The sequence below is a fragment of the Tardiphaga sp. 862_B3_N4_1 genome, from assembly GCF_051811085.1.
GTDB lineage: Bacteria > Pseudomonadota > Alphaproteobacteria > Rhizobiales > Xanthobacteraceae > Tardiphaga > Tardiphaga robiniae.
Genome location: NZ_JBPWQB010000002.1, coordinates 706,269 through 726,698, shown reverse-complemented (window position 1 = coordinate 726,698; position 20,430 = coordinate 706,269). Strand labels below are relative to the sequence as shown.

Genomic DNA, 20,430 nt, shown 5'->3' with positions numbered 1-20,430 from the left:
CGTCTGTCGATCTAGTGCAGGACGTTATTGCCGGGCCGGATAGCACCGAACTGGGGTGAAGCGGCATAGAGTTGCTGCAATTCCGCTTCCAGTTGCTCGTTGACCATCAGCAAAGCCTTGAGCGCGCCGCGCAAGTCGCCATTGCAGGTAGAAATGATTTCGTCGATCACAGCATCGGTTGGGCGGGCCGTCATGGAACTATCTCCAGTTCAGATCATGGCGTCAGTCCGCCGCCTGATCGTGGCGATAACCGGGCGGGAACGAATGCGTTCCTGTGGATAGCGTGGACAGTTCTTGCTGGCCATTCGTCGCGGCCGCCGTGGCAAAGCCGCCAAACGCCCCCCATATCCACAACATTACTTCCCTCCACGGGCCTTTCCTCGGTGAGAAAATTTGTGATTGTCCTGCTCGCGCTTCTCGTCGTTCCCATTGTTGTGTCGGCAGCCAGATATTGGATGGGTGATCGCTCGGTAGATTGGCAGAGCGCGGATCGTTCAAGCGCCGGCCTGTTGCCACCGCCCGCCACGCATCCCGAGGCACTTGTGCGCGTCTTCGCGGCGCGGACCGTGCGCTGGCGCGGTATCTTTGCGGTCCATAGCTGGATCGTGTTCAAGGAACAGGGCGCGTCGCGTTATACTCGCTACGATTATACGGCGTGGGGCGAGCCGATCCGCCTGAATGGATTTGCCGCAGACGGCCGCTGGTTCGGCGACGTGCCGACCGCTATCGCCTCCGCCGACGGCGATGCCGCCACCGCCATGATCCCGAAAATCCAGGCGGCCATCGCGAGTTACTCCTGGCGCTCTTATGGCGACTATCGGGCTTGGCCGGGGCCGAACTCCAACACCTTCGTCGCGGCAGTTTTGGCCGCCGTGCCCGAATTGCAGGTGGCATTGCCGCCCACCGCCATCGGGAAGGATTTCCCCTATGCCGGCAATGCCTTTGGCTGGACACCTTCCGGCACCGGCGTGCGCGCCACATTGGGCGGCTATCTCGGTGTTACCGCAGGCTGGGTCGAAGGGGTCGAGCTCAATCTGCTGGGTGCCGTATTCGGCCTCGACATCCGCCGGCCCGCGATCAAACTGCCGGGCATTGGTCGTCTTGGCGTCAGTGCGTAAATGACGCGCGGCGCGAAACCCTCAGGGTACCGTCGCGTAGCTGAACCGTGCACAAAATTCCTCGGATATCGGCGATGATATCGGTCACTGTGGTGGCCGTGCTATGCGTGCTGGCCGTGGCCACGCAGGTCGGCGTGCTGGTATTCGAGCGTAAATATCGGCCAACGGGTGAGCTTGTCGACGTCACGGGTGGCCGTCTGCATGTGGTGCAGATCGGACCACGCGACGCATCAGGCCCGCCGATTGTCCTCATCCACGGTGCCACGTCGAGCATGGAGACCATGCGGCTGCCGCTCGGCAATATGCTGGCAGAAAAACACCGCGTTATCCTGATCGACCGTCCCGGCTTTGGCTGGAGCACGCGTGACGATTTGTCGAACTCTTCTCCGGCGATGCAGGCGAGGATGATCGATGAAGCGCTTGAAAAACTCGGCGTCGATCAGGCGATCGTTGTGGTGCATTCGCTTGCCGGCGCACTCGGCGCGCTGATGGCGCTGGACTATCCGCAGCGTTTCGCAGGACTGGTCATGCTGGCGGGTGTCACTCATCCCTGGCCCGGTGGCGTTGGCATCTATAACGAGGTCGTCACCACTCCGGCCATAGGCAAGCTGCTGGCCTATACGATCACGCTGCCGCTCGGCTATTTCTTGACGGACATGGCCGGACGCGCAGTGTTTGCGCCGCAGCCGATGCCGGAAGGCTATATCGCGCAGACCGCGACGCAACTTGTACTGCGGCCGCGCAACTTCCTTGCCAATGCCTGGGATCTAGTAACGTTGAAATCTGCCGTCATGGCGCAGGCATCGCGCTATGCCGATATCAAAGCTCCGACCGTCGTGATCGCAGGCTCTGCCGACACCATCGTATCGCCGGAGATTCATTCGCGTCATTTCGCGAAAACCGTGCCGGGCGCCAAACTAATCGTGCTGCCGAACGTTGGTCATATGGTGCAAAACGCTGCACCTGATCTTATCATGAGGGAGATCGAGGGCATGATCTCGGCCGCTGACACAAAACCGAAGGCCGCCTTGCGCTAACCTCCCGTTCGATCGACTTCAACCCAAATTGAGGAGAATTGCATGACCACGACTTTCGGTTCGGCCAAATGGCAGGGCGGCATCAAGGACGGCAAGGGATCGATTTCCACCAAGAGCGGCGCGCTCAGTGACTATCCGTATGGTTTCGCCAGCCGCTTCGAAGGCAAGCCTGGCTCCAATCCTGAAGAGCTGATCGGTGCGGCCCATGCCGCCTGTTTTACCATGGCGCTGTCGCTGATCCTTGGCGAAGCAGGGTTCAAAGCCGACAATATGGAAACCAAGGCGGATGTGACGCTGGAGAAGCAGGGTGACGGCTTCGCGATTACCAAAGTGCACCTCACGCTGTCGGCCTCTATTCCCGGCGCCGACAAGGCGAAGTTCGACGAACTCACCGCCATGGCAAAGGCCGGCTGCCCGGTGTCGAAGGTGCTGAACGCAGAAATCACGCTCGACGCGACACTGGTGTAGTTCTCAGGGTCTTGGCACCTGCCGCGCACTCCCTCGCCCCGCTCTTGCGGGGAGAGGTGGGGTGAGGGGCTCTTCGATCCGTGAGTGAAGTGCGTATGGTGGGCTTTGTGCGATGCCTCTCACCCGCCGCTAGACGCGGCGACCTCTCCCCGCAAAGCGCGGGGAGAGGTTAAGCAAGTGAACTACATATCCGCGTCGTTTGGCCCGACATAAGCGATGCGGACCATGTTGGTCGCACCTGGTGTGCCGAGTGGCACGCCAGCGACAATGATGACCCGCTGGCCGGCTTTGGCGAAGCCGTCTCGGAAGGCGATGCGTCCGGCGCGATCGACCATGTCGTCGAGGTCCTTCGCATCCTCCGCCACCACGCAGTGTACACCCCACACGACCGAGAGCTTGCGACCGGCGGCGAGGTTCGGCGTGATCGCTACCACCGGCGGCTTCGGCCGTTCACGGGCGACGCGGACGGCGGTGGATCCTGAGCTGGTCCAGCAAATGATCGCAGACAGATCCAACGTCTCTGCGATTTGTCGTGCGGCGTCCGCAATGGCGTCACCGACGGTCGGCTCGGGTTCGGGGCGCTGGGCCATCAGTACGGTGCGATAGGTCGGATCGCGCTCTACTTCCTCGCCGATGCGGTTCATCGTTGAGACGGCTTCGACCGGGAATTTGCCGGCGGCGGATTCGGCCGACAGCATGACGGCGTCCGCGCCTTCATAGATGGCCGTTGCCACGTCGGAGACTTCGGCGCGCGTCGGCACCGGACTCTGGATCATTGACTCCAGCATCTGCGTAGCGACGACGACGGGTTTGCCGGCGCGGCGCGCCATGCGCGTCATGCGCTTTTGTAGACTTGGTACCCGTTCCAGCGGCAGTTCGACGCCGAGATCACCGCGCGCGACCATCAGCGCATCGGACGCTTCCAGAATGGAATCGAGACGGTCGATCGCCTGCGGCTTCTCGATCTTCGACATGATGGATGCGCGGCCGCGCACCAGCCGCTTGGCTTCATGAACGTCCTCGGCGCGCTGCACGAAGGACAGGGCTATCCAGTCGATGCCGGTCTCGAGTGCGGCTTCCAGATCCAGGCGGTCCTTCGGCGTCATGGCCGACACCGGCAGGTCTGTATCGGGCAGGCTGACGCCCTTGCGGTCGGAGATGCGGCCGCCGACCACCACGCGCGTCACCGCGCGGTCGTTCGATGTCTCCTCGGCAATCAGCCGCAGCTTGCCGTCGTCGATCAGCAGCGCATGGCCCGGGCGAAGTGCAGCGAGAATTTCCGGATGTGGCAGGTGCACGCGGGTGGCGTCGCCGGGCGCGGGATCGGAATCCAGCACGAAGCCTTCGCCATTCTTGAGCTGCACACCGCCTTCGGCAAAGGCGCCGACACGCAGCTTCGGGCCCTGCAGATCGACCAGAATGCCGATCGGGCGCCCGTAGCTGCTCTCGACATTGCGGATGGTCTTCACCAGCTCGCGCATCTTGTCATGCGGCGTGTGGCTCATATTGATGCGGAACACGTCGGCACCAGCCTCGAACAGCTTGCGGATCATCGCGCTGTCGGAGGAGGCAGGGCCGAGCGTGGCCAGAATCTTGATGCGGCGTTGACGTCTCATTGTTTGCCTCCCGGCGGTACTGATGGCGGCAGGGTCGTTGACCCGCCCGGGGGCGCGCCACCTGGCGTGTTGGGCAGACCGGGGAAGCCCGCGCCGGGTGCGCCCGGAGGCGGTCCGGTCGGCCCCGGAATGCCCGGCAGCTTCGGCGGTTGTTCGTTGGTTTCGGTCAGTTGCACCGTCCAGGCACGCTGTTCGCCGGTATCGACCTCAAAAAAGCCGGTCCGGTCAAAGCCGCGCGCGAGGCAGTTTTCGGTGCCCTTGATAGTGAATTCCTTGTCGCGGGAGCACATGAAGGCCTGACCCGACCACTCACCACCCCGGTCGTAATCGAGTGCGTAGATATAATAATACCGCGCAACCAGGGTTCCGCGCAGCAAGGTCTCGCAGGCTCGCGACGAGACATTCCACCAGCCCTCGGTGGTCCAGCCTTCGGCATCCTTGTAGCCCAGCGCGATCCCGACCCGGCTCGAGGTGTTGTTGCACAGCCGGAAATCAGCCGCCGCGGGGCTCGCCCACAGGCACGACAGGGCCAGCGCCAGCACCGGCAACAGGCCGGCGAGGGGGACGCGTCGAAAGGGGCGGGAATGGGAATCTCTTGCGGTCATGCGGCGAAGCTATCTCAATTCGTTGACGATTTCGCTTGACCCGGCGGGCCTGTCAACGGTCGCGGAACCAATTCTGCCCCGCCAGGCGGTTTGCGTTGTGATATGGCAAAATCTGTGACAGCGCCCATGTTACACGAAGACGACAGGCCGGTATCGGGTGCAACAGCGAGACCATTCATGGCGATTGACGACAAGATCCAGACCGAACTCGAGGCCGCCGCCTTTCGCCGGCTGGTAGACCATTTGCGCGGTCGCACCGATGTGCAGAATATCGACCTGATGAATCTGGCCGGCTTCTGTCGGAACTGCCTGTCAAACTGGCTGAAGGACGCTGCCGACGCCAAGGGCGTGGCGATGACCAAGGATGAGAGCCGCGAAGCGATTTACGGCATGCCTTACGAGACCTGGAAATCGCTGCATCAGGCCGAGGCCAAACCCGAACAAATTGAGGCCATGAAGAAAGTGCACAGCGGGCACTGACGATTTCTTGTCTTTTTGAGGCATGAAATCAAAGCTGTGGGGGCGCTGTGGATGACCGCGAAGGCGCCTTGACGCAAGGCGCCGTGGTCTTGAGTGTCATTTCCTTAAGATTAATGCGCGCATAACGCTGCGCACTAAACCCACCCGATATCCGCTTAAAGCAACATCAGTTCACCAGGAGTTTTCGATGGCCACCTCTGCTGCGTCCGTGCTGGACGATCAGGCGACACATTCTTTCGCCAAGGATCAGCTCAAGGCTATCGTCGAGCGTATCGAGCGCCTTGAAGAAGAAAAGAAGACGATCTCCGACGACATCAAGGACGTCTATGGCGAAGCCAAGGGCAACGGCTACGACGTGAAGGCGCTGCGCACCATCATCCGCATGCGCAAGCAGGACGCCAACGAGCGTGCCGAGCAGGAGACAATCCTCGAGACCTATCTGCAGGCCTTGGGAATGCTGTAAGGCGCTTAGCGCGCCAATACTCAGCCAAACACTCAGGTGTCATACGCGGGCAAAAGCGCGAAGCGCGTCTTCGCGCTAGACGACCCGCGTATCCATCTATCCACAAAAAATCGATGGATGGCCGGGTCAAGCCCGGCCATGACACCATTATAGTCTGAGAAATTCGCGCGCTTAACGCAGCGATGCCGTGCGCATCACAAATGCTGTCGTCGCAAGCGAGGCTGTTGCCGAGCCGGTGAAGCGGTCGCAGACCAGACCGAGCTGCGGATCATCCGAGAAAGTCATCGCCACCACCGCCTGCGGCTTGACGAAGTGTGCGCGCAGGATGGTCATGTCGCCGTCGCCCATTACTGAGGCCGACATCGACGTGGTGGCGCTCGGCGCGAGGATCATCGCGCGCATCCAGACATGGTTGTCGGGAATGGCTGCTGCGGTCAGGCGGGTCGCTACGGTGACGGTGCTGTTCTGGCCCTGAGCGCCCTTCGCGACGACGGTCGTGATGTTGTTCACCGCCATCGGGTTCTTGGCCACGGAGGCCGGACGCATGCTACGTGGGATCGGCGCGCTGGCGGCAACGACATTGGCGCGATCGACCGGGGAGTTGGCCGGCGGCGCATAGGCCATCGCCTTGGCGAAGCTGGACTCGGTGGCGGCCGGCTGCGGATCTACCACATTGGCCAAGGCCTGCCGTGCGGTGATCGCGGCGACCTGCTGCGGCGTGGCCTGTTTCGGCGCCGGCATATCATCCCAGAAGCCGCGGGCATTGATAATATCGGCCGGCGTCTGCGGCCGGTTGTCGGTCTTGGCTGCGGGCGCCGGAATCGGTGCCTTCGGGCGCGGTACCGGAACGGTCTCGGTGTCAGCCGATGCGAGCTGATAGGTTGCCGCTGCGGCCGGCTTGGAGCGCGGCATCGGAACGGGGTCCGAAGACTTCGCCTCAGCCAGCTTCGTTTCGGCCTGCTTCGTGTCGACCGGTTTCGCAGGCATCGCGGCGGCCATCATGCCGACAGGCGACGGCTTGGCGGGCGCGATCGCGGCCGCTGCGCTCTCGTCTTCGTCGTCATTCGACTTGCCACCACGGAACAGCGAGGCGAACAGGCCCGGCTTGCTCTTGGCAAAAGCTGCACTGTCGCCATCGCCGCGCTTCTCGATCTCAGCCATTGCCAGCTGATAACCAGCCAATGGACGGCCGTCGGTCGGCAAATGCACGGTGCGGCCGTCGGGGAAGACGCGCGCCAGCTGGTCATGCGTCATACGCGGCCAGTGACGGATGCTGCCAGTGTCGAGATGCACGAAAGGCGAGCCGGAGGTCGGATAGAAGCCGACGCCGCCGCGCTGCAGGCGTAAACCGGCAAAGCGGATCTTTTCCAGCGCCACGCCGGGAATGAAGAAGTCCATCGCGTGGCCGAGCATATGCTGGCTGGCGCGAGCGACGCCGGACGAGCGGCGGCGGAGCATGGCGTTGGTGGTGGGAGAGCGATAGGCGGAGATAATCTGGATCGGCGCCTTGCCGTCGACATCGCGGTAGACCTCCCAGAGGATGTCGAACAGGCGACGATCCATGTTGGTCTGGTCCTGGCTGCGCCAGTCGCGCAAGAAATAGTTGATCTTCTTCATCCCGTCGTCGTCGTAGCGGCCATTGCGCTTGAACGTGACGGTGAGATCTTCGCCTGAATGGGTGTGGTGGAACGAGAGGGTGCGGGTTTCGTCGAGAGCGGTGGCGTTATGGACGGAGCTGGCGCCTGCGATCAGCAGGACTGAAGCGAGGCCGGCATAAAAGCCAGCGCGCGATGTCCGCAATCTCGTTTTGCGTGCGAAACCGCTCAGCACGTATGAACCCACCCAAGTCGACAACTCTCTCGCTACCCCATGCGGCGACAGAGAGTGAACGTACTCTTAAAACGGGAGGGTTAACCGAGATTTACAACCCATCCCCCCAAGCGGGCTTTTCAGCCAGCCATTAAACTTAACCCATTGAGTATGGCGAAAAATAGCCCGCTGCCGGGTTCCAGATGGACGATGGTTAATCTGGATAAAGGGCGAAACGTAAAAAAGGCTCCACCGGAAGGTGAAGCCCTTGATAAGTCTTTCGAATTTTGAGGACTGGCGTCGCGCTTAGCGGGTCACCGTCCGGCGTGGTTTCTGACCGGGTGCAACTGGCTGTGGTGCCGGGGCACCGCCGCCGAACAGGCGCTCGAAGAAGGACAGGCCGCCATTGCTGGCCATGCGCGAGCCGTTGTCGTTGAAGGCTACGCCTTGCGGGATATCTGCGCGTGGGCGCGAATAGCTCGGCTGGGCCCGAGCGACGACCTGCTCCAGATCCTTGTTCTTGCCGCCGCGGAGCAACTGCATCATCTGCGCGTCGCGTCCGTAGATATCCTTGCGCAGCTGCAGCTTGCCAGCGTCATCGACGAAGGCTGTCTGGTAAGTGATGTTCACCGGGATCGGCGTCGGGAATTTCAGGTCGATCTCGCTGCGGCCATACATGCCGCGAACCTTTTCCGGTGTGTAGTGCTCGTTCGGCATCGTGATGTTCAGCAGCGTCGCGGCGTATTGATCCGGATTCTGCACGCGCATGCAGCCGTGGCTGAAGGCGCGCTCGTCGCGGCCGAACAGGTTCTTGTCCGGTGTATCGTGCTGATAGACGAGGAACTTGTTCGGGAAGTTGAAGCGGATGCGGCCCAGCGCGTTGGCTTCACCGGGGGGCTGCGCAATGTGGATGCTGCCGTCGGAATTGCGCGTCAGCTTCAGGCCCATGCGGTCAAGCACCGTCGGGTCCTGCTGCAGAGCGGGCAGGTATTCGTTGTAGATGATCGACGGCGGCACGTTCCAGGTCGGGTTGACCGTGATGTACTTCATCGTCTCGGTCATCAGCGGCGTGGCGTGATTGCCCGGCTTGCCGACGACGACGCGTGTGGTCCAGACCTGCGCGCCGTTCTGCATCACTTTCAGCGTATAGTCCGGGATGTTCAGCATCACATAGGCATTGCCGACTGCGGACGCGCCGAGCTGGCGTGGCAGCCAGCGCCAACGCTCCATGTTGACCAGCACCGTATCGATGTGGCGATCACGCTTCGGCGAATTCATCGCGCGCACGGTAGCCTCGTCCAGCACGCCGGTGGCCTTCAGGTCATTGCTGGCCTGATACTTGCGAACGGCTTCGGCGACGGCAGCGTCATATTTGGTCTCGGCCGGATTCTCGACATTGAGGCGCGCGCGCAGCAACGGCACGCGCGAGTCGTCCATCACGGTCGGGTTGGGATTTTTCTTCGTGGCCTTGGCGAAACGCAGAGCCGGGCCCTCGCCGATCGGCTGTACTGGCGTTGCGGTTTCGCCGCGCAGTTCAGCGAGCTTCTTCTTCAGCTCCTGATAGCCCTTGTGCGGCGGGTTGTAGGCGTCGAGGGCTGCCGAAGCGTTCTTCGCGGTCAAGATATTGGCGAGCACTTCCGCCGGATCTGTCGGATGCTCCGGATACATGATGTCGCCAGTCACCTGCGACCAGTGCATGCGGCCGCTCTGTGCCTGGCGGGCATAGTCGAGCATGCTGGCGGTGAGCTTCAGCTCCGCCTCGGCGAGCGCATCGGGCGTATTCGCCGCGGTGAAATCCGGCACCGGATAGTCGGCGGCGTCGAGGCCGTCAGAAGCGGCGTCCTTGAGGCGCGCAATGACACCCTTGGCGGCAGGGGTCGTTGCGCCGCCCTGGGTCCAGATCGGTGCGAAGTCACGTGCGGTGTAGAACTTCTCGACCGCGGCGCGCTCGCCCTTACGGTCGAAATAGCGCGTGGACTTGGCGCCGAACATGTCGCGCAGCTTCTCGGCGACGGGCTGATCGCTGGACGCAACAGTGGTCGCGGGCTTGGCGATGTCCTTGGCGACATCCTTCGGCGGCTCGGCTGCGGGCGCGGGAGGTGCGACGGCAGTCGCGGCCGGCGGTGTCGCAGCGGCGGGCACGGTTACAGCCTCGCTCGGCTTCACATCCGCAGGCGCTTGCGCGGCCTCGGTTGCCTTTGGCGTATCGGTCGAGGTCGAGCCGATGGTCTTCTCGGACGTCTTGGTTGCATCGGGCACGGACGCGGTGGTCTCGGCCTTCGGCGCCTCGGCCTTGAAGTCGGCAGCGGTCGGCGGGGCTACGTTGGCGGGTTCCGGGCGCGGCACCGCCGCATCGATGGCGAGTTCGGAGACACTGTCGCGGGGCGCTGCGCTCTGGGCAGCAGCAGCTGCGCCAGCGGAAACCGTCAGGAATGTCGCGGCCACGGCCATCAGCACGCGGTCGAATCCCGAGCGGCCCTTGGAATAGTCTCGCATTCTCGCACCTCGTTAGGTGAGCTGTTCCGGCATGGAACAGTTCTAGTCTGACGTCATCAGCTTCGGTTGAAGCAGTCGCGCTGTTTTGCCTGCCCGCTCCGATTCAGAGCGCTTCCTGTGCAGACGATACACGCGCCCGGCACAAGCGCTAGCGCTTGTCGGACAAGTCACAACAAACTGACCTCAACCTCCCCGGTTTGCAACGCATACCGAGGTTTCACCGATGCTTTTGACTTTGTGTGTCACCAGACCGCAACGGTTCAAGTTCCATAGCGATCGCAACAACATGTTCAATCGCGTGGGAGGCGAGAAGTTCAGTTCGACGGTGCGGAATCCGCAATCGATGAATCTTTCTCCGCTGCCTCATCGAGCTTGCGGTAGAGTGTCGACCGGCCGATTTTGAGGCGCCGCGCGACTTCCGACATCTGACCGCGATAGTGCGCAATGGCAAAGCGGATGATCTCGGATTCGAGCTCTTCCAGTGCCCTTACCTCGTTCTCCGCTGTCAGCATGGACAGGCTTCCGGCGGCGAGCGATATCGGGGCTGCGTCGATGCCCGGTACCATGGTCGGCGCCATCGTGTGGAAGACGGGGTCTACAATCAGCGGCGCGACCGCCGATGCCACGATCGATGGAACGTACGCGGTCGTTTGCGGGAAGTCGGCCAGTCCGAGTTGATCGCCTTCGCTCATCACCACGGCGCGGTAGACGGCATTTTCCAGCTGCCGGATATTGCCCGGCCAGTCGAGCTGCGTGAGCATCGTCATGGCGTCGCCGGCGATGCTGGTAATCGGCCTGTTCTCCTCGGCGCAGAAACGCGCCAGGAAATGCCGCAGCAGGTACGGAATGTCCTCGCGGCGCGCCCGGAGCGGCGGCACCGTGAGCGGCAGCACATGCAGGCGATAGAACAGATCTTCGCGGAATTGCCCGGCTTTGACGAGATCGAGCAGCTTGCGGTTGGTAGCCGAAATGATGCGGACGTCGACCTTGACCGGCTTGCGCCCGCCCACGGCCTCGACCGAACCTTCCTGAAGCGCGCGCAGCAGCTTCACTTGCGCCGATAGCGGCAGCTCGCCGACTTCGTCGAGAAACAGCGTGCCGCCGTGCGCCTCGACAAACTTGCCAAGATGCCGGTCGGTAGCGCCGGTAAAGGCGCCCTTCTCGTGGCCGAACAGGATCGACTCCACGAGGTTGTCGGGAATGGCGCCGCAATTCACAGCTACGAACGGCTTGCTGCTGCGTTCGCCCGAGCCGTGGATGGCGCGCGCGATCAATTCCTTGCCGACGCCGGACTCGCCTTCGATCAGCACGGGGATCGTGGAGGTCGCCGCCTTGCGTGCGGTGCGCAGCACGGCATCCATGCCGGCATTGCGGGTGACGATGTCGGCAAAAGTGAGCTTGCCTTCGCGGCTGTGCCTGATGCGCTGCAATTCGCCTTTCAACGCACTGGTATTGAGCGCATTGCGCAGGCTCACCTGCAGACGTTCGACGCCGACAGGTTTGACGACGAAATCATGTGCGCCGGCACGCATGGCGGACACAACATTCTCGATACCGCCATGGGCAGTCTGGACGATGACCGGGATACTGAGGCCGCTATCGCGAATCTTGTCGAGCACGCCCATGCCGTCGAGGCCGGGCATCATCAGGTCGAGGACCAGAGCATCGATGGCGGCCGCTTCGGGATCAATCAGCCGGGCCATGGCAGCGTCGCCGCTATCGACCGTGATGGCCTCATAGCCGCAGCGCTGCACCATGTTTTCGAGGAGGCGGCGCTGGACGGCGTCGTCATCTGCGATGAGGATTCGTTCGGCCATGGCAACTCCAGAGCGGGTATGTCCCGATTTGAGCCACCATGGCGATCAAAGCCTTAATGCTTTCATAACACCGGGGCGAGGTAAGCCGTCGCATAGGGCCAGACTTCGCGGGCACCGCGATAGATCATGTCACCCGCCACATAGAGAATGATGGCGAGGCCGACATAGGCGATCCAGCGGTGCTTCTGCAGCAGCTTGGCGATGAAGGAGGCGGCGAGACCCATCAGCGCGATCGACAGCACGAGGCCGAAGATCAGGATGCTCGGGTGTTCACGCGCGGCACCGGCGACCGCGAGCACGTTGTCCAGCGACATCGACACATCGGCGACGGTGATCTGCCAGATCGCCTGGCCCAGCGTCTTGCGCGGGCCGTTGGCCGTGCCATCGGCATTGAGCTGGTTCTCGAGCGCGTCGAGATCGTGCTCATGCCCGGCGCGCAATTCGCGCCACATCTTCCAGCACACCCACAGCAAGAGGATGCCGCCGGCCAGAAGCAGACCGATGATCTGCAGCAGTTGGACGGTGATGCTGGCGAAGCCGATGCGCAGGATGGTGGCGGCGATGATGCCGATCAGGATGGCTTTGCCGCGCTGTTCCTTGGGAAGGCCGGCGGCCGCAAGGCCGATCACGATGGCGTTGTCGCCGGCGAGGACCAGGTCGATCATCACGACCTGGAAAAGTGCAGTCATAGCTTCAGCGGTGAAGAAGTCTGTCATGTGGGCCACTCCGTATGAACGTCCAGTCCGACATCACAGTTCGGGTGAACTGCCAGAGGGGCCCGGGCCAGGACGTGCTTGTTAAAAGTCGTGCTTTGCAAACATGCGGGTTTGATCCCGCGGTTGATCCGATCCGTTACTCGGGTTGATCCGAGAGGGTGACAAGCCGAACCATCTGGTCGGGCTCGATGAGAATGGTGATGCCGACGCCGATGAAGGTCAGGACGCCGGCGACATCGAACCAGGTCGCGCGCCGCGCGAAGTTCCGCGGAATCAGCGCGCCGCCGGCCATCAATGCTGCAAGTGCGAATAGCAGGGTGGCGACCATCGGCGCCAGCGCATCGAGCGAGACAAATGCGCGCAAGGCCAGTGCCGCGGTTAGCGCCAGCAAAAGGGTTGCGGCAAACAGCTCCTTGACCCGGTGAGGGGCAGGAGGCGCATAATTGCGGCCAATGCTGTTGCGATCCGTAAAGGCCATCGTTGTCCTGTCGGGTATCGTTTCATCCCGTCCGCAACGTTCTTGCAGCTCGATAGTCGTGCTACAGGAAGTCGTCAGATCTTTAATTCATACTGGATAGTTTCGTAATCATGAAACGTGGCGAAAATCAAGAAGATTTCGCTGGAGTGCAGCGCGGCAAAGCCTTGCCGGAAGCGCGGCAGTTGCGAAAACAGGCTGGGGATTGGCTAAAAGCGCGACGCGCGGAAGCCGGGTTGTCGCAGGTCGATCTCGCCGCAAAACTTGGTCTCAAATATTACACGTTCATCTCGCAGGTTGAGAACGGCTTCAGTCGGGTGCCCACCGAAACGATGGAAGCATGGGCCATTCAGCTCGGTCTGGAGCCGGCCGCCTTCGCAAAACATTTGCTGGTCTATTACGAGCCGGAATTGCACCGGCTGCTGTTTGGAGCACCCAAATGAACGTCATCGCATTTCAGCGCAAACCGCTGCAGGGCGCGTGGAGCGAGACCGAGCTCGCCACGCTTGCCGACACGATCAATCTCGGGCATCGCGGCCGCGAATGGGAGACTGGCATCACTGAGAACGGCGATGCGCAGCTCTATCTGCTGGGACCGCAGCCGGAGCAGGCCTGCGAATTGTGCGTATCGCGCGTGGATGGCCAGTACATTCTCGAAGACGGCACCGGGCGCCTGTTGTTCGAGCATCGCAGCCTGCCGCTGGTGGCGGCGCATGCCCGCACTGCGCTGCGCGGGACGCGATGGTGGCTTGTCGCACGGATTGTCATGGTGTGGTGTACGATTCGCCATATGCTTCATGACGAGATCGAACCCTTGATGACCGAGGGCGAAGAACTGCTTGTCCATTTCGCTCCGCAGCTCGCTGCTTTCGTGTGACGGCTGCATCCAACCGAAAGTATTCATGACGAAATCTGCGACTGCTCGGACTGCCAAGCCTTCTCGAAAGACCGCTTCTCGCAAAACTGTTTCGCGCAAATCCGCTCCGGCCAAAAAAGCGGTGAGCAAGCTGGCGCCGAAATCATCGGCCAAATCGCCGGGGGGCAAGCTGCCGGAATGGAATCTTGCGGATCTCTACGCGGCGATCGACGCGCCGGAGATTGCCGGGGATCTCGACAAGATCGACGCCGAATGCGCGGCATTCGAAGCTGATTACAAGGGCAAGCTCGCGGAAGAGACGGCTAAGCCCGGCGGTGGTGTGTGGCTCGCGGGCGCTGTTCGCCGTTATGAGGCGATCGACGATCTGGCCGGCCGGCTCGGCTCCTATGCCGGTCTCGTCCATGCCGGCGACAGCGTCGATCCTGCGATTTCGAAATTCTACGGCGACGTTTCCGAGCGCATCACCGCGGCGTCGGTGCATCTCCTCTTCTTCGGCCTCGAACTCAATCGTGTCGACGATGCCGTGATCGAGCAGGCGATGCAGACGCCCGAGCTTGGCCACTACCGGCCGTGGATCGAAGACAGCCGCAAGGACAAGCCCTATCAGCTCGAAGACCGCGTCGAGCAGCTGTTTCACGAGAAGTCTCAGACCGGTTATGGCGCCTTCAACCGCCTGTTTGATCAGACAATCGCGGGGCTTCGCTTCAAGCTCGGCGGCAAGGAGTTGGCGATCGAGCCAACGTTGACCATGCTGCAGGACCGCGCGCCGGCCAAGCGCAAGGCGGCCGGGCAAGCGCTGGCGAAAACCTTCAAGGCCAATGAGCGCACCTTTGCGCTGATCACCAACACGCTGGCCAAGGACAAGGAAATCTCCGACCGCTGGCGCGGTTTCCAGGATATTGCGGATTCCCGCCATCTCAACAATCGCGTCGAGCGCGAAGTGGTGGACGCACTAGTATCATCGGTGCGCGCGGCCTATCCGCGGCTGTCGCATCGCTACTATCAGTTGAAGGCGCGCTGGTTCGGCAAGAAGAAGCTCGCCCATTGGGACCGCAACGCGCCGCTGCCGTTTGCGCCGACCGGCACGATTCCATGGTCGGACGCACAGGACATGGTGCTGACCGCCTATGGCGCGTTTTCACCAGACATGGCCAATATCGCCAAGCGCTTCTTCACCGATCGCTGGATCGATGCGCCGGTGCGCCCGGGCAAGGCGCCCGGAGCGTTCTCGCATCCGACCACGCCGTCGGCGCATCCCTATGTGTTGATGAACTATCAGGGCAAGCCGCGCGACGTGATGACGCTCGCCCACGAACTCGGCCATGGCGTGCATCAGGTGCTCGCCGCCCGCAACGGTGCGCTGATGGCGCCGACACCGCTGACGCTGGCCGAAACTGCCAGCGTGTTCGGTGAAATGCTGACCTTCAAGCGGCTGCTGTCGCAGACCAAGAGCGCCAAGCAGCGTCAGGCGCTGCTGGCGGGAAAGGTCGAGGACATGATCAACACGGTGGTGCGGCAGATCGCGTTCTATTCATTCGAGCGCGCTGTTCACACCGAGCGTCGCCACGGCGAACTCACCGCGCAGCGGCTTGGCGAACTCTGGCTCAGCGTGCAGACTGAAAGCCTTGGGCCGGCGATCGAGATCAAACCGGGTTACGAGAACTTCTGGATGTACATCCCGCACTTCATCCATTCGCCGTTCTACGTCTACGCCTATGCCTTCGGGGATTGCCTCGTGAACTCGCTCTACGCGGTTTACGAGAACGCCCAGGAAGGGTTTGCGGATCGCTACCTCGCGATGCTCGCCGCTGGAGGCACCAAGCACTATTCCGAATTGCTCAAGCCCTTCGGCCTCGACGCCAGGGACCCGACCTTCTGGGACGGCGGCCTCTCGGTCATCGCCGGGATGATCGATGAGCTTGAAGCGATGGGGTAGGCGTACGTAAAACATTTGTTGTACGTACGCGAGCTTTCTGTTATACATTCCGTACAACAGGGAGTTGGACCTATGAATGGAGCTGCCCGGAATCCCGAATTCGAGGCAACGGCGCTTCAAATTCGTAAAATTGGTAATTCGGTGGGAGTGATTTTGCCGAAGGAATTGCTGGCGCGCCTCAATTTGAAGGAGGGCGACAAATTCTATCCGGTTGAACAGCCAGACGGAAGCTTGCGGCTGTCTCCCTTCAATCCGAAGCATGCGCGGACGATGGAAATCGCCCGCAAGGTGATGCACGAATACAGGGATACATTCGCCGCGCTGGCCAAATGAACGCGACATTCGAGCCATTGTGGCTTGATGTCGATGAAGTAATCGACATGCACGCGGAACAGCTTGCTATGTTTGGTGGTCCCGAAGGTGTTCGGGACCACGGCCTCCTTGAGTCGGCAGTGCTACGGCCGATCAATCAATGGCATTACGGCGAGACTGATATGGCGGCGCTTGCTGCAGCTTATGGATACGGTCTCGCCAAAAATCATGCGTTCGTTGATGGCAACAAACGCATCGCCTTTCATGCGATGATGGTGTTCTTGCGCATGAATGATATCTCGTTCGCCCCAGATCCCGGCCAAGCTACAGAGATCATCCTTGCCCTTGCTGCCGGCGAAGTCAGCGAGCAATCGCTCACGCGCTGGATTCGGGACAACTGGCCCGCCTAATGCACTGCGGTATGTAAAGATTGCCGTGGTATGCCAGCAACCGTTGCTCTCCATATCCAATTGCGCTAATTCCGTGGCAACATACGAAATACGAGGCGGGAGACCCTGATGTCCGATCACAGCGAAGTCGCTTACACCACGGCCGATGGCAACGACTATCCGGCGCATGAGCAGACCTATGAGGGCTTTCTCGTGCTGGTGAAGTGGGGCACCATCGGCGTCGTCGCCATCGTGGCCCTGATGGGCATCTTCCTTACCTGATCTATCGCCGATTGCGCCGCCCGACTCGGGTGGTGTCCTGTCCTATTTGCTCACGCGCGTGCCTTGCGCCGCCGGAGGCCCCATGAAGATTGCCGTTGCCAAGGAAATCGATCCGTCCGAACCGCGCGTGGCGATCTCGCCCGACACGGTGAAGAAGTTCAAGGCGCTCGGCGTCGATGTGGCGATTGAGCCTGGCGCCGGCATCAAGTCCGGCCTGCCGGATTCGGAATACACGGCCGTGGGCGCCACCATCAGCGCCGATGCGGTGAAGGATGCCGACATCGTCATCAAGGTGAAGCGTCCCGAGGTGTCCGAACTCGCCGGTTACAAGCGCGGTGCGCTAGTGATCGCGATCATGGACCCCTATGGCAACGACGCGGCGCTGAAGGCGATGGCCGATGCCGGCGTGTCGGCCTTCGCGATGGAGCTGATGCCGCGCATCACCCGCGCGCAGGTGATGGACGTGCTGTCGAGCCAGGCCAATCTCGCCGGCTACCGCGCCGTCATCGAGGCCGCCGAAAGCTTCGGCCGCGCTTTTCCGATGATGATGACAGCCGCCGGCACCATTCCGGCCGCCAAGGTATTCGTGATGGGCGTCGGCGTCGCCGGCCTGCAGGCGATCGCGACCGCGCGCCGCTTGGGCGCGGTGGTCACCGCGACAGACGTGCGCCCGGCCACCAAAGAGCAGGTCGAGAGCCTCGGCGCGAAATTCCTTGCGGTGGAAGACGACGAATTCAAGAACGCACAGACCGCCGGCGGCTACGCCAAGGAAATGTCCAAGGAATATCAGGCCAAGCAGGCCGCGCTCACTGCCGAGCATATCAAGAAGCAGGACATCATCATCACCACCGCTCTGATCCCGGGCCGGCCTGCGCCGCGTCTGGTCACCGCCGAGATGGTGGCGTCCATGAAGCCCGGTTCGGTGCTGGTCGATCTCGCCGTCGAACGCGGCGGCAATGTCGAAGGTGCCAAGCCCGGCGAAGTCGCTGACGTCAACGGCATCAAGATCGTTGGTTATACCAATGTCGCCGGCCGCGTCGCCGCCTCGGCGTCGAGCCTCTATGCGCGCAACCTGTTCTCGTTCATCGAAACGTTGGTCAACAAAGAGACCAAGGCGCTCGCGGTGAACTGGGACGACGAACTGGTCAAGGCAACGGCTTTGACCAAGGACGGCGCCGTCATTCATCCGAACTTCCTGCCGAAGACCGCTTAAGGAGCGCTGCCATGGATCATGCCTCGCTGGTCAGCCCGTTCGTCTTTCAGCTCTCGATCTTCGTGCTCGCCGTGTTCGTCGGCTATTTCGTGGTGTGGTCGGTGACCCCCGCGCTGCATACGCCGCTGATGTCGGTGACCAATGCGATCTCTTCGGTGATCGTGGTCGGCGCACTGCTCGCGGTCGGTGTCAACATGGTCGGCAGTGGCGGCGCCTTGGCGCGCGGCTTCGGCTTCGTCGCGCTGATCTTTGCATGCGTCAATATTTTCGGCGGCTTCCTGGTCACGCAGCGCATGCTTGCGATGTACCAGAAGAAAAAGAAGTAAGGGCAGCCCGATGAACGCCAATCTCGCCGCACTGCTCTATCTCGTCGCGGGCATCCTCTTCATCCTATCGCTGCGCGGGCTGTCCAGCCCGGCGTCCAGCCGCCAGGGCAATTTCCTCGGTATGGCCGGCATGGTCATCGCAGTGGGTACCACGCTGGCCGCGCATCCGCCGGCCGATGCGCTCGGCTGGGTCCTGGTGATCCTCGGTATCGCCATCGGTGGCGGCATCGGCGCGGTCATCGCCAAGCGCGTGCCGATGACCTCGATGCCCGAACTGGTCGCGGCCTTCCACTCGCTGGTCGGCATGGCCGCGGTGCTGGTTGCCGCCGGCGCGTTCTATGCGCCGGAAGCCTTCGGCATTCTCGATCCGGTGACCAAGAAGATCGTCGGCGCCAGCCTCGTCGAAATGTCGCTCGGCGTCGCCATCGGCGCGCTGACCTTCACCGGCTCGGTGATTGCGTTCGCCAAGCTCTCCGGCCGCATGAGCGGCTCGCCGATCATCCTGCCGGCGCGTCACATCATCAATATCGCGCTCGCCCTGGCGCTGGTGTTCTTCATCTTCGGTCTGGTCCGTTCGGGCAGTGCGGTCGACTTCTGGCTCATCACCGTCATTGCGCTGGTGCTCGGCGCGCTGCTGATCATCCCGATCGGCGGCGCTGACATGCCGGTCGTGATCTCGATGCTGAACTCCTATTCCGGCTGGGCAGCTGCCGGCATCGGTTTCACGCTGGGCAATTCGGCGCTGATCATCACCGGCGCGCTGGTCGGCTCGTCGGGCGCGATCCTGTCCTACATCATGTGCCACGCGATGAACCGTTCCTTCATCTCGGTCATCCTCGGCGGCTTCGGCGGCGAGACCGCGGCGGCCGGTGGTGGCTCGGGCGAACAGAAGCCGGCCAAGCTCGGCTCGGCGGACGACGCGGCCTTCATCATGAAGAACGCGCAGAAGGTCATCATCGTGCCCGGCTATGGCATGGCGGTGGCGCAGGCCCAGCATGCGCTGCGCGAAATGGCCGACACGCTGAAGAAGGAAGGCGTCGAGGTGAAATACGCCATTCATCCGGTGGCCGGCCGCATGCCCGGCCACATGAACGTGCTGCTGGCGGAAGCCAATGTGCCTTACGACGAGGTGTTCGAATTGGAGGACATCAATTCGGAATTCGCGCAGGCTGACATCGCCTTCGTGATCGGCGCCAACGACGTCACCAATCCGGCGGCGGAAGATGACAAGACCTCGCCGATCTACGGCATGCCGGTGCTGCAGGTCTGGAAGGCCGGCACCGTGATGTTCATCAAGCGCTCGCTGGCGTCCGGCTATGCCGGCATCGACAACCCGCTGTTCTATCGCGACAACACCATGATGCTGCTCGGCGACGCGAAGAAGGTGACGGAGAACATCGTCAAGGCGATGTAAGTCCCACCCTGATGACCTTCATCAAAACGCCCGGCTACAAGCCGGGCGTTTTTTGTTTGAAAGGTCAGCTCGCAGCGTCTTCCTTTGGCAAGCGATACAGCGCGCACAGCTTGTTGCCGTCGGGGTCGCGCAGATAGGCCAGATAAAGCTTCACGCCGCCTTCGCGGATGCCCGGCGGTTCTTCGCAGGTGGTGGCGCCATTGGCGATGCCGGCGGCGTGCCAGGCATCGGCTTCTTCCTGCGATTTGGCGAGAAAGCCGATGGTGCCGCCATTGGCAGCGCAAGCAGGCTCGCCATTGATCGGCTTCGACACCGAGAAAGTACCGGTCTTGGTCCGCCAGAAAACCCGGTGGCGATCGACGGCGCCGGGCGGGACGCCCAGCGTGCCGAGCAGCTTGTCATAAAACGACTTCGCGGCTTCGAGGTCGTTGGTGCCGATCATGACATGTGAAAACATCTCGCTTCCTCTCCCACTTTCTTGCAAACTCACCTTCAGGTGATACGCAACTATACGCATCATATGCAGTTTGGCGAGACGGCATGATCCCGCCGCGCAATCGGTTTTGTGGGTCTGCAATAGC

At 62.0% G+C, this 20,430-nt stretch carries 23 protein-coding genes; 14 read left to right on the top strand and 9 right to left on the bottom strand.

Going from position 1 to position 20,430, the window contains the following annotated elements; all coding sequences use genetic code 11:
• Positions 1–11: 11 nt before the first annotated feature.
• Positions 12–194 carry a hypothetical protein gene (locus AB8B02_RS20685; RefSeq protein ID WP_068728843.1) on the bottom strand — a complete coding sequence of 61 codons (183 nt, stop codon included), beginning with the start codon at positions 192–194 and terminating at the stop codon, positions 12–14.
• A gap of 261 nt (positions 195–455) precedes the next feature.
• On the opposite strand from AB8B02_RS20685, the gene AB8B02_RS20680 reads away from it, so the two are divergent.
• From AB8B02_RS20680 to AB8B02_RS20670, 3 genes are all read left to right on the top strand, one after another.
• Positions 456–1,118, top strand: coding sequence for a DUF3750 domain-containing protein (locus tag AB8B02_RS20680; RefSeq protein ID WP_120288006.1), 663 nt, complete (start codon positions 456–458; stop codon positions 1,116–1,118).
• A 74-nt stretch (positions 1,119–1,192) separates the two neighbouring features.
• Complete coding sequence (locus AB8B02_RS20675; RefSeq protein ID WP_439065037.1) at positions 1,193–2,155, top strand: alpha/beta fold hydrolase; 963 nt, start codon at positions 1,193–1,195, stop codon at positions 2,153–2,155.
• 42 nt (positions 2,156–2,197) lie between these two features.
• Positions 2,198–2,623 (top strand): OsmC family protein, encoded by a 426-nt coding sequence (locus AB8B02_RS20670; RefSeq protein ID WP_175367812.1) that lies wholly within the window; start codon positions 2,198–2,200, stop codon positions 2,621–2,623.
• Between the two features lie 182 nt (positions 2,624–2,805).
• Here AB8B02_RS20670 and pyk read toward each other — a convergent pair whose 3' ends face one another.
• Together pyk and AB8B02_RS20660 are read right to left on the bottom strand one after the other, a co-directional pair.
• Positions 2,806–4,239, bottom strand: a complete 1,434-nt coding sequence (gene pyk / locus AB8B02_RS20665; RefSeq protein ID WP_439065036.1) for a pyruvate kinase — start codon at positions 4,237–4,239, stop codon at positions 2,806–2,808.
• Positions 4,236–4,844, bottom strand: a complete 609-nt coding sequence (locus AB8B02_RS20660; protein ID WP_093757145.1) for a DUF1036 domain-containing protein — start codon at positions 4,842–4,844, stop codon at positions 4,236–4,238. Before AB8B02_RS20660 ends, pyk begins: the two co-directional genes overlap by 4 nt.
• A 177-nt stretch (positions 4,845–5,021) precedes the next feature.
• Between AB8B02_RS20660 and AB8B02_RS20655 the strand changes: the two genes are divergently transcribed.
• Both AB8B02_RS20655 and AB8B02_RS20650 read left to right on the top strand, forming a co-directional pair.
• Positions 5,022–5,324, top strand: coding sequence for a DUF1244 domain-containing protein (locus tag AB8B02_RS20655; protein ID WP_089265876.1), 303 nt, complete (start codon positions 5,022–5,024; stop codon positions 5,322–5,324).
• 187 nt (positions 5,325–5,511) lie between these two features.
• Positions 5,512–5,787 (top strand): DUF2312 domain-containing protein, encoded by a 276-nt coding sequence (locus AB8B02_RS20650; RefSeq protein WP_068728829.1) that lies wholly within the window; start codon positions 5,512–5,514, stop codon positions 5,785–5,787.
• A gap of 171 nt (positions 5,788–5,958) precedes the next feature.
• Here AB8B02_RS20650 and AB8B02_RS20645 read toward each other — a convergent pair whose 3' ends face one another.
• From AB8B02_RS20645 to AB8B02_RS20625, 5 genes are all read right to left on the bottom strand, one after another.
• Positions 5,959–7,617, bottom strand: a complete 1,659-nt coding sequence (locus tag AB8B02_RS20645) for a DUF882 domain-containing protein (protein ID WP_439065035.1) — start codon at positions 7,615–7,617, stop codon at positions 5,959–5,961.
• Between the two features lie 285 nt (positions 7,618–7,902).
• Entirely contained in the window at positions 7,903–10,092 is a 2,190-nt protein-coding gene (locus tag AB8B02_RS20640) for a L,D-transpeptidase family protein (RefSeq protein WP_439065034.1), read from the bottom strand.
• Positions 10,093–10,406: 314 nt separating this feature from the next.
• Positions 10,407–11,909 (bottom strand): sigma-54-dependent transcriptional regulator, encoded by a 1,503-nt coding sequence (locus AB8B02_RS20635; RefSeq protein ID WP_439065033.1) that lies wholly within the window; start codon positions 11,907–11,909, stop codon positions 10,407–10,409.
• A 62-nt stretch (positions 11,910–11,971) separates the two neighbouring features.
• On the bottom strand, positions 11,972–12,625 hold the full coding sequence (locus tag AB8B02_RS20630) for a TerC family protein (protein ID WP_231079233.1): 654 nt from the start codon (positions 12,623–12,625) through the stop codon (positions 11,972–11,974).
• Positions 12,626–12,761: 136 nt separating this feature from the next.
• Positions 12,762–13,103, bottom strand: coding sequence for a hypothetical protein (locus AB8B02_RS20625; RefSeq protein WP_093757132.1), 342 nt, complete (start codon positions 13,101–13,103; stop codon positions 12,762–12,764).
• Between the two features lie 110 nt (positions 13,104–13,213).
• Between AB8B02_RS20625 and AB8B02_RS20620 the strand changes: the two genes are divergently transcribed.
• From AB8B02_RS20620 to AB8B02_RS20580, 9 genes are all read left to right on the top strand, one after another.
• Positions 13,214–13,543 carry a helix-turn-helix domain-containing protein gene (locus AB8B02_RS20620; RefSeq protein ID WP_089265882.1) on the top strand — a complete coding sequence of 110 codons (330 nt, stop codon included), beginning with the start codon at positions 13,214–13,216 and terminating at the stop codon, positions 13,541–13,543.
• The gene (locus AB8B02_RS20615; RefSeq protein ID WP_089265883.1) at positions 13,540–13,977 is read left to right on the top strand and encodes a hypothetical protein; all 438 of its coding nucleotides are present in this window, start codon (positions 13,540–13,542) and stop codon (positions 13,975–13,977) included. Before AB8B02_RS20620 ends, AB8B02_RS20615 begins: the two co-directional genes overlap by 4 nt.
• A 25-nt stretch (positions 13,978–14,002) precedes the next feature.
• Positions 14,003–15,913 (top strand): M3 family oligoendopeptidase, encoded by a 1,911-nt coding sequence (locus tag AB8B02_RS20610; protein ID WP_439065032.1) that lies wholly within the window; start codon positions 14,003–14,005, stop codon positions 15,911–15,913.
• A gap of 72 nt (positions 15,914–15,985) precedes the next feature.
• Positions 15,986–16,246: an AbrB/MazE/SpoVT family DNA-binding domain-containing protein gene (locus tag AB8B02_RS20605; RefSeq protein WP_120287136.1), complete on the top strand. Its 261-nt coding sequence runs from the start codon at positions 15,986–15,988 to the stop codon at positions 16,244–16,246.
• Positions 16,243–16,635: a type II toxin-antitoxin system death-on-curing family toxin gene (locus AB8B02_RS20600; RefSeq protein ID WP_175367820.1), complete on the top strand. Its 393-nt coding sequence runs from the start codon at positions 16,243–16,245 to the stop codon at positions 16,633–16,635. The genes AB8B02_RS20605 and AB8B02_RS20600 overlap by 4 nt, the downstream gene beginning before the upstream one ends.
• A 108-nt stretch (positions 16,636–16,743) precedes the next feature.
• Entirely contained in the window at positions 16,744–16,896 is a 153-nt protein-coding gene (locus AB8B02_RS20595) for an aa3-type cytochrome c oxidase subunit IV (RefSeq protein ID WP_068728814.1), read from the top strand.
• Between the two features lie 82 nt (positions 16,897–16,978).
• The gene (locus tag AB8B02_RS20590) at positions 16,979–18,109 is read left to right on the top strand and encodes a Re/Si-specific NAD(P)(+) transhydrogenase subunit alpha (RefSeq protein WP_439065031.1); all 1,131 of its coding nucleotides are present in this window, start codon (positions 16,979–16,981) and stop codon (positions 18,107–18,109) included.
• A gap of 11 nt (positions 18,110–18,120) precedes the next feature.
• Complete coding sequence (locus AB8B02_RS20585; protein ID WP_089265888.1) at positions 18,121–18,435, top strand: proton-translocating transhydrogenase family protein; 315 nt, start codon at positions 18,121–18,123, stop codon at positions 18,433–18,435.
• A gap of 10 nt (positions 18,436–18,445) precedes the next feature.
• On the top strand, positions 18,446–19,849 hold the full coding sequence (locus AB8B02_RS20580; RefSeq protein WP_439065030.1) for an NAD(P)(+) transhydrogenase (Re/Si-specific) subunit beta: 1,404 nt from the start codon (positions 18,446–18,448) through the stop codon (positions 19,847–19,849).
• A gap of 64 nt (positions 19,850–19,913) precedes the next feature.
• Here AB8B02_RS20580 and AB8B02_RS20575 read toward each other — a convergent pair whose 3' ends face one another.
• Positions 19,914–20,306, bottom strand: a complete 393-nt coding sequence (locus tag AB8B02_RS20575) for a VOC family protein (RefSeq protein WP_089265890.1) — start codon at positions 20,304–20,306, stop codon at positions 19,914–19,916.
• Positions 20,307–20,430: the final 124 nt, after the last annotated feature.

Excerpts from the sequence above, each read along its gene's own strand:
- AB8B02_RS20610 (WP_439065032.1), top strand. The coding sequence starts at position 14,003 with ATGACGAAATCTGCGACTGCTCGGACTGCCAAGCCTTCTCGAAAGACC.
- AB8B02_RS20630 (WP_231079233.1), bottom strand. The coding sequence starts at position 12,625 with ATGACAGACTTCTTCACCGCTGAAGCTATGACTGCACTTTTCCAGGTC.
- AB8B02_RS20660 (WP_093757145.1), bottom strand. The coding sequence starts at position 4,844 with ATGACCGCAAGAGATTCCCATTCCCGCCCCTTTCGACGCGTCCCCCTC.
- AB8B02_RS20620 (WP_089265882.1), top strand. The coding sequence starts at position 13,214 with ATGAAACGTGGCGAAAATCAAGAAGATTTCGCTGGAGTGCAGCGCGGC.
- AB8B02_RS20600 (WP_175367820.1), top strand. The coding sequence starts at position 16,243 with ATGAACGCGACATTCGAGCCATTGTGGCTTGATGTCGATGAAGTAATC.
- AB8B02_RS20585 (WP_089265888.1), top strand. The coding sequence starts at position 18,121 with ATGGATCATGCCTCGCTGGTCAGCCCGTTCGTCTTTCAGCTCTCGATC.
- AB8B02_RS20685 (WP_068728843.1), bottom strand. The coding sequence starts at position 194 with ATGACGGCCCGCCCAACCGATGCTGTGATCGACGAAATCATTTCTACC.
- AB8B02_RS20670 (WP_175367812.1), top strand. The coding sequence starts at position 2,198 with ATGACCACGACTTTCGGTTCGGCCAAATGGCAGGGCGGCATCAAGGAC.
- AB8B02_RS20605 (WP_120287136.1), top strand. The coding sequence starts at position 15,986 with ATGAATGGAGCTGCCCGGAATCCCGAATTCGAGGCAACGGCGCTTCAA.
- AB8B02_RS20655 (WP_089265876.1), top strand. The coding sequence starts at position 5,022 with ATGGCGATTGACGACAAGATCCAGACCGAACTCGAGGCCGCCGCCTTT.
- AB8B02_RS20595 (WP_068728814.1), top strand. The coding sequence starts at position 16,744 with ATGTCCGATCACAGCGAAGTCGCTTACACCACGGCCGATGGCAACGAC.
- AB8B02_RS20580 (WP_439065030.1), top strand. The coding sequence starts at position 18,446 with ATGAACGCCAATCTCGCCGCACTGCTCTATCTCGTCGCGGGCATCCTC.
- AB8B02_RS20640 (WP_439065034.1), bottom strand. The coding sequence starts at position 10,092 with ATGCGAGACTATTCCAAGGGCCGCTCGGGATTCGACCGCGTGCTGATG.
- AB8B02_RS20615 (WP_089265883.1), top strand. The coding sequence starts at position 13,540 with ATGAACGTCATCGCATTTCAGCGCAAACCGCTGCAGGGCGCGTGGAGC.
- AB8B02_RS20635 (WP_439065033.1), bottom strand. The coding sequence starts at position 11,909 with ATGGCCGAACGAATCCTCATCGCAGATGACGACGCCGTCCAGCGCCGC.
- AB8B02_RS20650 (WP_068728829.1), top strand. The coding sequence starts at position 5,512 with ATGGCCACCTCTGCTGCGTCCGTGCTGGACGATCAGGCGACACATTCT.
- AB8B02_RS20675 (WP_439065037.1), top strand. The coding sequence starts at position 1,193 with ATGATATCGGTCACTGTGGTGGCCGTGCTATGCGTGCTGGCCGTGGCC.
- AB8B02_RS20590 (WP_439065031.1), top strand. The coding sequence starts at position 16,979 with ATGAAGATTGCCGTTGCCAAGGAAATCGATCCGTCCGAACCGCGCGTG.
- AB8B02_RS20575 (WP_089265890.1), bottom strand. The coding sequence starts at position 20,306 with ATGTTTTCACATGTCATGATCGGCACCAACGACCTCGAAGCCGCGAAG.
- AB8B02_RS20625 (WP_093757132.1), bottom strand. The coding sequence starts at position 13,103 with ATGGCCTTTACGGATCGCAACAGCATTGGCCGCAATTATGCGCCTCCT.
- pyk (WP_439065036.1), bottom strand. The coding sequence starts at position 4,239 with ATGAGACGTCAACGCCGCATCAAGATTCTGGCCACGCTCGGCCCTGCC.
- AB8B02_RS20680 (WP_120288006.1), top strand. The coding sequence starts at position 456 with ATGGGTGATCGCTCGGTAGATTGGCAGAGCGCGGATCGTTCAAGCGCC.